The sequence below is a fragment of the Streptomyces sp. 8K308 genome (assembly GCF_004348315.1).
Classification (GTDB): domain Bacteria; phylum Actinomycetota; class Actinomycetes; order Streptomycetales; family Streptomycetaceae; genus Streptomyces.
In genome coordinates this window covers 1-12,997 of sequence record NZ_SMKC01000192.1, presented here as the reverse complement: position 1 = coordinate 12,997, position 12,997 = coordinate 1, and the positions used below count along the sequence as shown (strand labels likewise).

The window sequence follows — 12,997 nt, the reverse complement described above, 5'->3', positions numbered from 1 at the left end:
GCCCCCGCCCTGCCACACCTTGCCCTGTCGCACCCCGCCCTGTCGTACCTCGCCATCGAAGGGGCCCATCGCCATGCCCGTCGAATTCCTCGGTATCGCCGCCACCAACGACGGCTCGGAGACCACCGCACGCTCCGGCGCCGCGTTCGACCCGGACTACACCCTCCGCCTCGCCCGCGCCCACGAGGACCACGGCTGGGACCGGGTGCTGTTCGCCTACGGCTCCGGCTCCTCGGACCCGACCACCGCCGCCGCGTTCCTGGCCGCCAGGGTGGACCGGCTGAACATCCTGCTCGCCCACCGGCCCAACGTCTCCTACCCGACGTTCGCCGCCCGCACCTTCGCCACCCTCGACCAGATCAGCGGCGGCCGCCTCACCGTGCACTTCATCACCGGCGGCAACGACCACGAACAGCGACGCGAGGGCGACACGCTCACCAAGGACCAGCGCTACTCCCGCACCCGCGAGTACATCCAGATCGTCAAGAAGATCTGGACCACCCACGAGCCCTTCGACCACGCGGGCGAGCACTACACCTTTCACGACTACGTGAGCGACGTCTTCCCCGTCCAACAGCCGCGCCCCGGCGTCTCGTTCGGCGGCTCTTCGCCCGCCGCCCTGGCGGCCGGCGGCGCCGAGGCCGACGTCTACTGCCTGTGGGGCGAACCGCTGGCCGAGACCGCCCAGCAGATCGAGTCCATCCGGCAGGCCGCGGCCGCCGCCGGCCGCCGCGAAGTGCCGCGCATCCAGGTCGCGTTCCGGCCCATCATCGCCCCGACCGAGGAACTGGCCTGGGAGAAGGCGTACCGCACGCTCGGCGCCATCAGGGAACGGCGTGGCGACGACGGCCAGTTCGCCCCCGAGAACACGGGATCGCGGCGGCTGATCGCCATCGCCGAGCGGGGCGAGCGCCACGACCGCGCGCTGTGGACCCCGACCGCGGCCGCCACCGGCGGCGCGGGCAACTCGAACGCCCTCGTCGGCACGCCGGAGACGGTCGCCGCCGCCCTGTTGGATTACCACGCCCTCGGAGTGGACACCATCTCGGCGCGGGGTTACGACCTGCTCGGCGACGCCATCGACTTCGGGCGCCACGTCATCCCCCTCGTCCGCGAGGAGGTGGCCAGGCGCGACGCGGAGCTGGCGGCCAGGCGCGCGCCGGCCGCGGCGGCCGGCTGACCGGCCCGGCCGGGTGGCCGTGGCCGTGGTTGACGAACGCTGACGGACACCGAAGGACCGAGGGGCGGCGGGCACGATGGGCGACGGAGGGCTGGCCGCCGACCGGCTCCGCCCGCTGCCGTCCGCCCCGGCGTCCGCCACGCGAACCCTCCCGCCCCGCCGGCTGTTGACGTCCCGGCGCCACATCGACCTGCTCCGGGTCTCAAGCTCCTACCAACGAGGCTGACGCGGTCGCGGCACCCCGCCGCCGACCGCCGCTCCCGCCTGCCCGGGCGCACCCCTTCCGCCTCTCGTCCGGCCGTTCGCCTCACGCCCGTTCCCGTCCGCCCGCGAGGGAGAACCATGTCCAGGTCCAGCTCCACGACGTCGTCGCCCGCCGGTACGCCCACGCCGTTCATCAGGGGCCGGATCGGTCCCAACGCCGCCCACGGCTACTACCCGGCCGCCCACCGCTACCACCTCTACCTGTCGCTCTCCTGTCCCGGCTGCCTGCGCATCGCCATCACACACGCCCTGCTCGGCCTCGAGGACCGCGTCACCCGCACCCTGCTGCCGCCCGTGCCGGACGCGCCGGGCGCCGGCTACGCGGTGCTGCGCGAACCCTACGAGGCGACCAACCACCGCTACCCGGGGCCCGGCAAGGCCCCCGTGCTCGCCGACCGGTGGACGGGCCGGGTGGTCAGCAACCACGCGCCCGACATCCTGCGCGACCTGGCGCTGCGCTTCGGCGGCGCGGACGCGCCCGACCTCTGCCCGCGGGCGGCGGCGGAGGACATCAGGGCGCTCGGCCGGCTCCTCGACCGGGACGTGACCGAGGCGGCCCAGGGCGCCGGGCAGGCCGGCGGCGACCGCGCCGGCCGGGCGGACGCGCTCACCATCCTGCTCGGCGCGCTCGGCACGCTCGAGGAGCGGCTCGCGAGCCGCCCCTTCCTTGTGGGCGACACGCTGACCGCCGCCGACGTGCATCTCTGGGTGACGCTCGTGCAGTTGGACACCGTGCACCGCTGGCACCTGGACGCTGACGCGGTGCACCGGATCGCGGCGCACCCGCGGCTGTGGGCGTTCGCCCGCCGGCTGCTGGCGAACCCGGCCTTCGCCGGCCAGTTGCGGCTCGACGAGATTGAGCGCCGGCACCACCACGACTGCCGGGGGCTCGAGGCGGCGGGGGCGGCCGTCCAGATCATCGACTGGACGGCCACCGACGACCTGCTGCCCTCGCCGGCCAGCGAGCGCCGCCCGCGCTGAGCGCGCTCCCCTCGAAAGCGCCGCCCCGATGGGCGCCGGCCGTGACGCGGGACGGCTCCGCGGCGGGGGCGCCACCAGGAGCCGTCTGACAATCCCCGGCGGGCTCGCGACGAGCCCCCGGCCTGGAGGCTGGGCAAGCACGGCCACGTACGAGCTGCGCGGTGCCCCACGTCTCGCTCCGCGACGTGGGGCACCTTGCCAGGCGTGCGCCATCCGCTCGCTGATCCGCCGGAACTATCAGACATGCCTTGCCATGGCCGGCCGGCGGGCACGCTCACGCGGCTCCGGCGAAGCGCTCAGCGTGCCGGCATCTCGGCCGGCTCGAGCAGCCGGCTGGTGGACCCGTCGGGCGCCACCGGCACCTCGCCGTCCACGGTGATCCGGCGCAGCGAGCGCTGGTGGCCGTCCGAGTCGTCGACGGCGTAGTGCTGGGTGGCGCGGTTGTCCCACATGGCCACGTCGCCGGCCCGCCACTGCCAGCGGACCGTGTTCTCCGGGCGCTCGATGTGCCCCTGGAACAGCTCGAACAGCAACTGCGAGTCTCTGGCCCGCACTCCTGCCAGGCGCTGCACGAAGTTGCCCAGGAGCAGGGTGCGCTCGCCGGTCTCCGGGTGCACCCGCACCACCGGATGCTCGGTGCGGAACCGGGTGGCCGCGAACACCTCGCGGAACCTGGCCAGTTGCTTGGCGTCGGCCTCGGGGCGGACGGCCGCGTAGTCGAACTCGTTGGTGTGGATGGCCCGCAGGCCGTCGGCCAGGGCGCGCAGCGGCGCGGGCAGACCGGCGTAGGCGGTGGCCGTGTTGGCCCAGACGGTGTTGCCTCCGTAGGGCGGGATGGTGATCGCCCGCAGGATGGAGAACGCCGGATAGGCCGGCACGAACGTGACGTCCGTGTGCCAGCGGTTGGCCCGGTCGCCGTGCTCGGAGTCGACGGGGAACGCGTAACGCCCGTCGGCCGCGGGCACGGTGGGATGCGCGAAGAGGGAGCCGAAGAGCCGTCCGAACGCCTCGTGCCCCTCCTCGTCCAACTCGTGCTGGTCCCGGAAGAAGATCACCTTGTGGGCCAACGCGGCGGCCCTGATCTCGGCCACGGTCGCGGGCGTCAGATCGCCGCCGAGCCGTACGCCTTCGACGACGGCGCCTATCCGGCCGCCGAGGCGGGTGATGCGGAGAGTGGGGGGTGCGGTGGTCATGCGCGGACCCTTCGTACGGAGGTGCGACTCTGCCTCGATCTTGTAAAACGCGTGGCGAGGTAAACCCGTTTCCGGAGTTGGGGAATTCACGTCCCAAGCGCTGCCGGCGCGACCCGTCATCCGGTACTGTGGTGGGTTGAATCCATTCAGCCGGAGAGCGTGGAGTGCGCCATGCCCCGCACGCCCAACCGCAGAAGCGTGATCCAGTCCGCCATCGGCACCGCCGCCCTGGCCGGCCTCGCCGCCGGGCGTGCCAGCGCCGCCGCGGCCGCCCCCGCCGTCACCGTCCGCGGCAGCACCCTGCTCGACGCGACGGCCCTCTACTTCGTCTCCTACGACGGCCTGGTCAACAACAACGCCTTCCAGAAGCACGGGCTGCTCACCCACAACGGCCACCAGTACGCCGTCTGGTACGCCGCCGACCGCCAGGCCACCGTCGCCCGCCGCGCCCTGACCTCCACCAGCTGGTCGAGGACCACCGTCGGACACGCGCTCACCATCGACGACTCGCACAACGTCATCTCGGTGGGAGTCTCGCCGGCCGACGGCCGGCTCCACCTCGTGATGGACTCGCACAGCAGCGGCTACTTCTACGTCAAGTCGGTGGCGGGCCTGGCCGGTTCGCCGGCCTCCCACCCCTGGCGGGCCGACCGTTTCGGCCCCGTCCAGACCAGTATGGACGGCACCGCCCTCACCACCACCTTCACCTACCCGCAGTTTGTGGTGTCGCCGGCCGGCCGGCTCCAACTCAGCTACCGCACCGGCTACTCGGGCAACGGCCAGGCAGCGCTCGCCGAGTACGACGGCACCCGCTGGACCAACCTCGGCCCCTGGACCAGCGCCACCGGCACCTACACCACGGGGTACGGCAGCAGCCGCTCCCGCAACCTCTATTTGCACGGCCTCGACTACGGCCGCGACGGCCGGCTGCACGTCTTCGGCACCTGGCGCGAGCAGTCGACCGCCGTGACCTGCGGCGCCAACCTCACCAACCACGACACCGTCTACCTGCGCAGCGCCGACGCCGGCCGCACCTGGACCAACGCGGCGGGCACCGTCGTCGGCACCACGGGAACCCAGCTCGTCTCGGTCAACTCCCCTATCGTGGTCGATCCGCTGAGCCCCGACCACGCGCTGATGAACCAGGAGTCCCAGGCCGTCGACTCGGCCGGCCGGCCCCACGCCCTGATCAGCTACGTCCCGGGCAGGTTCGGCCAGTGTGTTGGGAACTACGTGACCGGTCGGATCGCCAACGGCTACAACTTCCACGTCCACCGGGACGCGGCCGGCGCGTGGCACAAGCGGGAGATCCCGGTCCCGCTGCGGTCGAGCCAGCGCTCCCAACTGGTGCTCGACGCCCAGGACAACGCCTACGTCGTCATGCCGTACGTGCGCGTCGTCGCCGCCTCGGCCGCCAGTGGCTGGACCGACTGGACCCTGCTCTACGACGGCACCTCGTCCCTCAACGCCTTCGGCGAGGTCGTCGTCGACTCCACCCGGGTCCCCGTCGACGGCGTCCTCTCCGTCCTCTACCAGGAGCGCTCCACCGGCACCACGCCCTCGCCGCTGCGCGTCATCGACTTCCAACTCCCGCGCGGCTGAGGCCCCGTCGTCAGCGACTCGCGCGGACGAGCAGTCGCTCGGGAAGGCCGAGCCGAGCGCGGAGCGCCTCGCGGCCCACGTCCGTGATGATCACCGCGCGTGTCGAGCCCACGCGGGAGACCCAGCCTTCGTCGAGGGCGTGCCGGCACAGCGCCGCCCCGACCGCGCCCGCGAGGTGCGGGCGGCGCTCCGTCCAGTCGAGGCAGGAGCGCACCGAGGGGCGGCGGGTGCCGGCCGGGACGGTGACGCCGAGCTCCGCGAGCCAGTCGCGGCCCGCCGCGGTGAGGGCGAGCCCGTGTGCCAGATCCAGCAGGCCCCGCCCGACCATCGCGTCGGTTATCGCCACCCCCACCGTCCCCGCCAGGTGGTCGTAGCAGGTGCGGGCGTGCGCCAGCGCGTCCCGCCGGCCGGCCGCCGACAGCGAGCGCGGCGGCTCCTGGCGTGGCGGCGCCAGCGCGGCGAGGCCCTCGACCAGGTCGGCTACGTGCGGCCCGGCGAGCCGTACGTACCGGTGCCGCCCCTGCCGCTCCTCACCGAGCAGCCCGCCGCGCACCAGCGCGTTCAGGTGCTCGGTCGTGGTGGAGGCGGCGACGCCCATGTGGCGCGCCAGCTCTGTCGCGGTCCACGCCCGACCGTCGAGCAGCGCCAGGCAGAAGCCGGCGCGGGTGCCGTCGGCGAGCAGCCTGGCCACGGCGGCCAGGTCGGGGCCCGCGGCGCGGACCGGCGTGGTGTCCATGAGCCCATTGTCGCCGACGACGCTTTGGCGCCGGCCGAAGCGTCCGAGGTCTAGCGTGCCCGCCATGACCAGCCATGTTCCGATCGAACCGAGCATCCTGTACTTCGGCACCCCGGTGGTGCTGCTCTCCACGGAGAACGCGGACGGCTCGTTCAACCTCGCGCCGATGTCCTCCGCGTGGGCCCTCGGCAGGACCGTCGTGCTTGGCCTGGGCTCCCGGGGCCAGACGGCCCGCAATCTGCGGGACCGACCCGAGCTGGTGATCAACCTGCCGGGCCCCGAGCTGTGGCCGGCCGTGGAACGGCTCGCGCCGCTCACCGGCCGAAACCCGGTGCCGGAGGCCAAGGCGGCCCACTTCCGCTTCGAACCCCGCAAGTTCGCGGCGGCCGGCCTGCGGGAGCAGCCCTCCGAGACCGTCCGGCCCCCTCGGGTCGCCGAGTGCCCACTTCACCTTGAGGCCCGGGCGGAGCGGGTGCGCCCCGACGCCTCCGGCGGCTTCCTGATCGTGGAGGCGGCGGTGCGGAAGGTCCACGCCGACCCCCGGATCGTGCTTCCCGGCACCCACCACGTCGACCCCGGCGCGTGGAGCCCGTTGATCTACAACTTCCGCCACTACTTCGGTCTCGGCCCGGAGCTGGGCCACACCTTCCGCAGCGAGACCCCGCGGGCCGGCGACCACGCCGCGGCGGCCGGCGGTTAGCGGCGGCGGCGCGTGGTCAGCCGTCGTTCCTGTCGTACTCCGCGCGGGCCAGGTCCACCTCGGCCATGTGCGCCTCGGCCCACTCCTTGAGGTGGCGCATCGGCTCGAGCAGGGACAGGCCGAGCGGCGTGAGCTCGTAGTCGACGCGGACGGGCACCGACGGGGTCACCGTGCGGGTCAGCAGGCCGTCCCGTTCCAGACCCCGCAGGGTCTGGGTCAGCATCTTCTGGCTCACCCCGGCGATCCGCGCGGAGAGCTCCGAGTAACGCATCCGACCGCCGAGCCCCAACGCCACGATCACCAGACTCGACCACTTGTTGCCGATGGTGTCGAGCAGTTGGCGGCTGGGGCAGGAGGCGGCGAACGCGTCGAACCGACCCGGCGGAACGTCGGCGGTGGTCACGTCCATGGCTTACCTCTGGGTGCTTACACCACTTTGAAGTATCTACTTCCCAAAAGAGAGTAGGGCGCCGAAGGTTGTGTAGTCCACCTTCCAGAAGGTTCAGAAGGAGAGTCAGCGTGACGCTCGCACTCGTGTCCAAGCCCGACGCCCCGGCCCCCGCCATCGAGGAGGTGACGCTGCCACCGCTGGGCCCCGGCGACCTGCGGGTGCGGGTCACGGCGGCCTAGGTCGACCTCGTCGACACCCTCTTCGCCGGCGGCCAGGCCCGGGCGATCTTCGGCCTCGCCGGCACCGTCGGCCTCGGTCTCTCCCTCACCGGCGTCGTCACCGCGACCGGCGCCGAGGTCGCCGGCTTCTCGGTCGGCGACCCGGTCGCCGCGGTGCACGGCGACTTCACGGCCCGGGTCCGCGCGCACGCCGAGGAGACCGTCGTGCCGGCGACGGCCGCCGCGCCGCTGCCGGGCGGCCTCGATCAGGTCGACGCGGCCTCCGTCCCGCTGAACGCCCTGACCGCGGCGCGTCTTGTGGACCGGCTCGGCCCGGCCGGCGGGCGGACCCTGCTGGTCACCGGCGCCGCCGGCGCCGTGGGCGGGTACGCCGTCGCGCTGGCCGCCCGCGCCGGCTGGGCCGTCACCGGCCTCGCGCGCGCGTCCGACCGCGACTTCGTGCTGCGGGCCGGGGCCCGCGCGCTCGTCACCCGGCTGCCAGAGCCGTCGTTCGACGCCGTCGTCGACGGTGCCGTCCTGCAGACGACGGCCCTCGGCGCGGTCCGCGACGGCGGGACGTTCGTCGGCGTGCCGTCGGCGTCACCCGCGACCCCCGAGCGGGCATCGAGGTGGCCATCGAGAGCGTTCGGCCCGACGGCGCGAGGCTCGCCGAACTGCTCGCCCTGGCCGCCTACGGCGTACTCGAGCCGCGGGTGGCGGGACGGGTGCCACTGGCCGAGGCCGCCACGGCCTACGAGAAGGTCGCCGGCGGCGGGCAACGGGGACGGTGGTTGCTGGTGCCGTGAGCGTTTCGGCGGGCGCGGACCTGGGCGCAACTCCTCGACGTCGCCCGCCACCTCATCCGGCCCGACGCCAACCGGCCCTTCGGCGCCGACCGGTTGGGCGCGTAGCCGCTCCGAATCGAGATGCGGGGCGGCGGGCGGCATGGCAGTCTCCGCGCCATGGACCGGGAACAGATCTCCAGGCTCGCCCACACGGACCACCCCGTCGCGGCACCGCTCGACGACGACGCCGTGCGGCGCCTGCTCGACCACGGCATCCGACGCGGCGACGAGCGCGTCCTCGACCTCGGCTGCGGGCGCGGCGAGTGGCTGCTGCGCGCCCTGACGGCGCATCAGGCGCTGCGGGCCGAGGGCGTGGACACGGCCGAGGGCGCGCTGGCCGAGGCGAGCGCCGTCGCCCGGCGGCTCGGCGTCGACGACCGCCTCACCCTCCACCACCGGGACGCCGCCGCGTTCCCCGCCTCGCACGCGTTCGACGTGGTGCTGTGCGTCGGCGCCACCCACGCCTTCGGCGGCCTGCTCCCCACGCTTGCCGCCGCCCGCGCCCACCTGGCGCCCGGCGGGCGCGTCCTGGTGGGCGACGGCTACTGGGCGCACCAACCGACGCCCGAGGCCGTCGAGATACTCGGCGACCTCGCCGACCTGCCGACCACCGTCGACACGGTCACCGCCGACGGCTGGACCCCCGTCCACGGCCACATCAGCAGCCGCCGCGAACTCGACGGCTACGAGTGGTCCTGGACCGGCTCCCTCGCCTCCTGGGCCCTCGATCACCCGGATGACCCCGCCGCCGCCACGGCCCTGACCCGCGCCACCACCCACCGCGACCAGTGGCTACGCGGGTACCGCGACGCGTTCGGCTTCCTCTGCCTGGTGCTGCGGCCGACGAACGGCTGACCGACCACCCCCGGTTCGCGACGTCGCCGCCCGGGAACCCTTGGGCAGGGCGGGGCGGTCAGGGGGGACGGGAACGGATGACCGACATCGTGTTCGTGAACGGCACGGTCTGGGCGGAGCACGGGCGGGAGGAGACGGCGCTCGCCGTGGCCGGCGGCCGGATCGTCGCGCTGGGGGAGAAGGCCGCGGCCTTGGCGGGAGGCGGCGGAGGTCGTCGACCTGGCCGGCGGCAGCCTGCTGCCAGGCTTCCACGACGGCCACGCCCACCCGCTGCTCGGCGGCCTCGAGACGCGCCACGCGCCGGTGCGGGAGTGCCAGACCGTGGAGGAGGTCGTCGCGGCGGTGCGCCGGTTCGCCGAGCGCCACCCCGGCGAGGAGTGGATCCAGGGCTTGGGGTACGCGCCGACCCTGGCGCCCGACGGGGTGTTCCGGGCGGCCGACCTCGACCGGGCGGTGCCCGACCGCCCCGTGGTGCTGCGGGCCTCGGACTTCCACACCGTGTGGTGCAACGGCGCGGCGTTACGCCGGGCCGGACTCACCGCGGCGACGCCGGAGCCGGTGGGCGGCCAGATCGTGCGCGACGAACTCGGCGCGCCGGTGGGCACGTTGCGCGAGCCGGGCGCCACCCGGCTGGTGCTCGACCTGCTGCCGCCGGTCGCCGTCGAGGACCAGGCCGAGGCGCTCGACCTGGCCGGGCGCGCGTTCGCGGCGGCCGGCGTCACCTGGGTGCAGGACGCCTGGGTGGAACCGGCGGACGTGGCGGGCTATCTGCTGGCCGCCCGGCGGGGGGGCGCTGCGCACCCGGGTCAACCTGGCGCTGCTCGCCGAGCCCGGGTCCTGGCGTGGTCGGCTCGACGACTACCGGGCGACGCGCGAGCGGGTACGGGCCGAGGGCGGGCCGCTGCTGTCGGCGGACACCGTGAAGTTCTTCGTCGACGGCATCGTCGAGGCCGGCACCGCCGCGCTGCTCGAACCGTACCTGGACTGCCCGCACAGCCGGGGCATCCCCAACTGGCCGGCGGGCGAGCTCGGCGACGTCATGGCGGCGGTGGACGCGGCGGGCTTCCAGATCCACGCGCACGCCATCGGCGACGCGGCGGTGCGGCAGGCGCTGGACGCCATCGCCCACGTCGCCGCGGTCAACGGCCCGCGCGACCGGCGGCCGGTGATCGCGCACGCGCAACTCGTCACCCCGCCGACCTGTCGCGCTTCGCGGAGCTCGGCGTGATCGCCAACGCCCAGCCGCTGTGGGCACAACTCGACCTCACCCAGACCGAGTTGACGCTGCCCCGGATCGGCCACGGCCGGGGCGGTGTCCAGTACCCGCTGGCCAGCCTGGTCCGCGCGGGCGCGCGGCTCGCGTTCGGCAGCGACTGGCCGGTCTCGGACCACGCCCCGCTGGCCGGCCTCGCCGTCGCCGTCACCCGCGAGGACGCCGCCCGCCGGCCGCCGGGCGGCTGGATCCCCGAGCAGCGCCTCACCCTGCGGCGCGCCGTCGACGCCTACACGGCGGGCAGCGCTCACCAGGCGTTCCGGGACGGCGAGAGCGGCACGATCCGAGTCGGCGCCGCCGCCGACCTGGTGGCGCTCGGCGCCGACCCGGCGGCGCGGCCGGCGCACGCGCTGGCCGGCATACCGGTGCTCGGCACCTGGCTCGCGGGCCGCAGGACGCACGGCTGAGCGCTGCCGCTCGCCTCCGGCGGGCGGCGAGCGGCAGCGGGTGCGTCAGTCGAACAGCGCTTCGGCGTTGCGCAGGGTGTGCGCGGCGACCGTCCTGCCGAGCCGGATGCCCGCGGTGTCCGCCGTCCTGGTGTGGATGCCGGAGAACACCCGGGCGTCGATGTTCTCCAGGGACAGCTGCCGCCAGGTGGTGTAGGTCCGGGTGACGCCCGGCGCGGTCGGGCTGGTCAGCTCGAACGGGGCCGTGCGTGCCCCGACCAGCGCGGTGAGCACGCCCTCGGCCGCGCCCGAGTAGGTGTTGTGGCCGCTCGGGTAGTCCGGGTGCGAGGGCGTGACGTGCAGCGGGGTCCAGTCGGCGTCGCCCGCCGCGCGCAGCGCCGTGACCGGACGCCAGGCGAGGTGGGCGTACTTGCTGTCGGACGTGGCGATCGCCGTGTCCACCAGCGCCACATGGGACAGCGCCACCAGCTCGGCCCGCTCCGCCAGGCCTTCGGTTGACCGGCTGAGCGCGACGCGCAGCGGCTCGGTGTAGAGCGTGAGCGAGGAGCCGTACCAAAAGGCGGCGGTCTCCGTCTGGTGCTCGGTGCGCACCGTGCTGTCGATCGAGCCGTAGGCCGCGAGTTCGACGAGGTCGGCCCGGTGGCGTGCCGAGTCGACGGCGGGCGGCGGCGCGAGCCGGTACTGGTCGCCGCTGGCCAGCAGGAAGGGCCTGGCGTTCCGGGCGCCGGCCTGCAACGCCGGGCCGTGCGCCGGCGGGGTCGGCTGCCAGACGCCCGGCGCCGGCTCCGGCACGGGGAAGGCCACGTTGACCGAGGCCGGGTCGAGGCCGTCGCCCGCGCGCTCGGCCAACAGCACTCTGGCCTCGGCGCGGCCGGCCGTGAGGCCGGCGTCCTCGGCGGCGCCGTCGGGCACCCGGTCCAGGGTCTCCGCCAGCGCGGCGTCCAACTCGGCGGCGCGCGCGGGGACGAGGGCGCTCAACGCCTCGTGCACCGCCCCGGCCAGGGCCGCCTCCTGGAACTCGGCCCGGTCGTCCACGCGGAGCGCCCGTGCGGCGGCCGTCCAACCGATGGCCCAAATGCGGTTGTTGGTCACCTGTGTGGACGCGCCGGCGGCGGCGACGGAGTCCGCCGTGACGTCGTACCACTCGACGGCGACGTCCACCGGCCGCTCGCCGGCGGTGGCGGCGCCGGACGGCACGGTGAGGGCGCCGACGGCGGCCAGCGCGACGGCGGTGGTGAGGCGGGCGGGCAGGCGTGCGGGAATTCTGCTCAACGAGGGCTCCTGACGCGAAGGATGACGAGAGGAGCGGCGGCCGCGGCAACCGCGGTCGTCATCGTCGCACCCCCACGTTGCGCCGCCCTGGCCTCCCGTGAAGCCACCGTTTCGGCGTCGTGGCGAACATCTGTGATTGGCTGACCCTCGACTCGCACCAGGTGAGCCACCGATCGTGAACGAAGGTACGTGATCTCATGCCACGCGTCGCCGTCACCGGCGGGAGCGGCAAGCTCGGCCGCGCCGTCGTCAGGGAGCTGCTCGACCACGGCTGGGAGGTGGTCAACCTCGACCGCGTGCCCCCGGCCGAGCCGCTGTGCCCGTTCGTCCGGGTCGACCTCACCGACTACGGCCAGGTCGTGGGGGCCCTCACGGCCGTGGACGACCGCTACGACCGCGTCGACGCGGTCGCGCACCTCGCGGCGATCCCGGCCCCCGGTCTGGTGCCGAACACGGCCGTCTTCGGCAACAACATCGCGTCCACCTACCACGTCTTCACCGCCGCCCGGCTGGCCGGCATCCGCAACGTGGTGTGGGCGTCGAGCGAGACGGTGCTCGGCCTGCCCTTCGACACCCCGCCGCCGTACCTCCCGATCGACGAGGAGTACCCGGCCCGCCCGGAGAGCAACTACTCGCTCGCCAAACACCTCGAGGAGCAGCTGGCTACCCAGCTCTGCCGCTGGGACCCGGAGTTGAAGATGGTCGGCCTCCGCTTCTCCAACGTCATGGAGGTGCCGGACTACGCCGACTTCCCCTCCTTCGACGCGGATCCGCGGATCCGCCGCTGGAACCTGTGGTCCTACATCGACGCCAGGGACGGCGCCCAGGCCGTCCGCAGGGGCCTTGAGTACGCGAACCCCGGCATGGAGGTGTTCGTCATCGCCAGCCCCGACACGGTGATGTCCACGCCGTCGGCGGAGCTGGCCGCCGCCGAGTTCCCCGACGTCGAGGTCCGGGCCGAACTCGGCCGCCACGAGTCGCTGATGTCCACGGCCAAGGCCCGCCGCCTGCTGGGCTACGCGCCCACCCACAGCTGGCGCGACCACGTCTAGTCGGGCGTCGGCGGGGGCGGTGGTGGGC

General features: G+C 74.3%; 14 protein-coding genes. 9 read left to right on the top strand and 5 right to left on the bottom strand.

Annotated features, from left to right (window positions below; all coding sequences use genetic code 11):
* Positions 1-73 precede the first annotated feature (73 nt).
* The gene (locus E1265_RS23345) at positions 74-1,180 is read left to right on the top strand and encodes an LLM class flavin-dependent oxidoreductase (protein WP_132932959.1); all 1,107 of its coding nucleotides are present in this window, start codon (positions 74-76) and stop codon (positions 1,178-1,180) included.
* Positions 1,181-1,522: 342 nt separating this feature from the next.
* A complete protein-coding gene (locus E1265_RS23340) occupies positions 1,523-2,425 on the top strand; it encodes a glutathione S-transferase C-terminal domain-containing protein (RefSeq protein WP_132932958.1) in 903 nt (300 codons plus the stop codon).
* 296 nt (positions 2,426-2,721) lie between these two features.
* Here E1265_RS23340 and E1265_RS23335 read toward each other — a convergent pair whose 3' ends face one another.
* Positions 2,722-3,618 carry a TauD/TfdA family dioxygenase gene (locus E1265_RS23335; RefSeq protein ID WP_132932957.1) on the bottom strand — a complete coding sequence of 299 codons (897 nt, stop codon included), beginning with the start codon at positions 3,616-3,618 and terminating at the stop codon, positions 2,722-2,724.
* A gap of 171 nt (positions 3,619-3,789) precedes the next feature.
* Here E1265_RS23335 and E1265_RS23330 point away from each other — a divergent pair, with 171 nt between their 5' ends.
* Positions 3,790-5,220, top strand: coding sequence for a BNR repeat-containing protein (locus tag E1265_RS23330; protein WP_132932956.1), 1,431 nt, complete (start codon positions 3,790-3,792; stop codon positions 5,218-5,220).
* 10 nt (positions 5,221-5,230) lie between these two features.
* Here the strand turns inward: E1265_RS23330 and E1265_RS23325 are convergent, their stop codons facing one another.
* Complete coding sequence (locus tag E1265_RS23325) at positions 5,231-5,956, bottom strand: helix-turn-helix domain-containing protein (protein ID WP_132932955.1); 726 nt, start codon at positions 5,954-5,956, stop codon at positions 5,231-5,233.
* 64 nt (positions 5,957-6,020) lie between these two features.
* Between E1265_RS23325 and E1265_RS23320 the strand changes: the two genes are divergently transcribed.
* A complete protein-coding gene (locus E1265_RS23320; RefSeq protein ID WP_243741042.1) occupies positions 6,021-6,656 on the top strand; it encodes a flavin reductase family protein in 636 nt (211 codons plus the stop codon).
* A gap of 16 nt (positions 6,657-6,672) precedes the next feature.
* On the opposite strand, the gene E1265_RS23315 is transcribed toward E1265_RS23320, so the two are convergent.
* On the bottom strand, positions 6,673-7,065 hold the full coding sequence (locus E1265_RS23315) for a helix-turn-helix domain-containing protein (RefSeq protein WP_132932953.1): 393 nt from the start codon (positions 7,063-7,065) through the stop codon (positions 6,673-6,675).
* A gap of 829 nt (positions 7,066-7,894) precedes the next feature.
* On the opposite strand from E1265_RS23315, the gene E1265_RS38195 reads away from it, so the two are divergent.
* Together E1265_RS38195 and E1265_RS23305 are read left to right on the top strand one after the other, a co-directional pair.
* Positions 7,895-8,071 (top strand): zinc-binding dehydrogenase, encoded by a 177-nt coding sequence (locus E1265_RS38195; protein WP_207931174.1) that lies wholly within the window; start codon positions 7,895-7,897, stop codon positions 8,069-8,071.
* Between the two features lie 156 nt (positions 8,072-8,227).
* On the top strand, positions 8,228-8,965 hold the full coding sequence (locus E1265_RS23305; protein WP_132932952.1) for a class I SAM-dependent methyltransferase: 738 nt from the start codon (positions 8,228-8,230) through the stop codon (positions 8,963-8,965).
* 519 nt (positions 8,966-9,484) lie between these two features.
* On the opposite strand, the gene E1265_RS40785 is transcribed toward E1265_RS23305, so the two are convergent.
* Positions 9,485-9,766, bottom strand: coding sequence for a hypothetical protein (locus E1265_RS40785; protein WP_347877237.1), 282 nt, complete (start codon positions 9,764-9,766; stop codon positions 9,485-9,487).
* A 118-nt stretch (positions 9,767-9,884) separates the two neighbouring features.
* Here E1265_RS40785 and E1265_RS39515 point away from each other — a divergent pair, with 118 nt between their 5' ends.
* Both E1265_RS39515 and E1265_RS39510 read left to right on the top strand, forming a co-directional pair.
* A complete protein-coding gene (locus E1265_RS39515) occupies positions 9,885-10,193 on the top strand; it encodes an amidohydrolase family protein (protein ID WP_243741044.1) in 309 nt (102 codons plus the stop codon).
* Entirely contained in the window at positions 10,166-10,645 is a 480-nt protein-coding gene (locus E1265_RS39510) for an amidohydrolase family protein (RefSeq protein ID WP_243741043.1), read from the top strand. The genes E1265_RS39515 and E1265_RS39510 overlap by 28 nt, the downstream gene beginning before the upstream one ends.
* A gap of 45 nt (positions 10,646-10,690) precedes the next feature.
* Here the strand turns inward: E1265_RS39510 and E1265_RS23295 are convergent, their stop codons facing one another.
* Positions 10,691-11,917 (bottom strand): vanadium-dependent haloperoxidase, encoded by a 1,227-nt coding sequence (locus E1265_RS23295; RefSeq protein ID WP_243741041.1) that lies wholly within the window; start codon positions 11,915-11,917, stop codon positions 10,691-10,693.
* 197 nt (positions 11,918-12,114) lie between these two features.
* Here E1265_RS23295 and E1265_RS23290 point away from each other — a divergent pair, with 197 nt between their 5' ends.
* The gene (locus tag E1265_RS23290) at positions 12,115-12,969 is read left to right on the top strand and encodes an NAD(P)-dependent oxidoreductase (RefSeq protein WP_132932951.1); all 855 of its coding nucleotides are present in this window, start codon (positions 12,115-12,117) and stop codon (positions 12,967-12,969) included.
* The last annotated feature ends 28 nt before the right edge of the window (positions 12,970-12,997 follow it).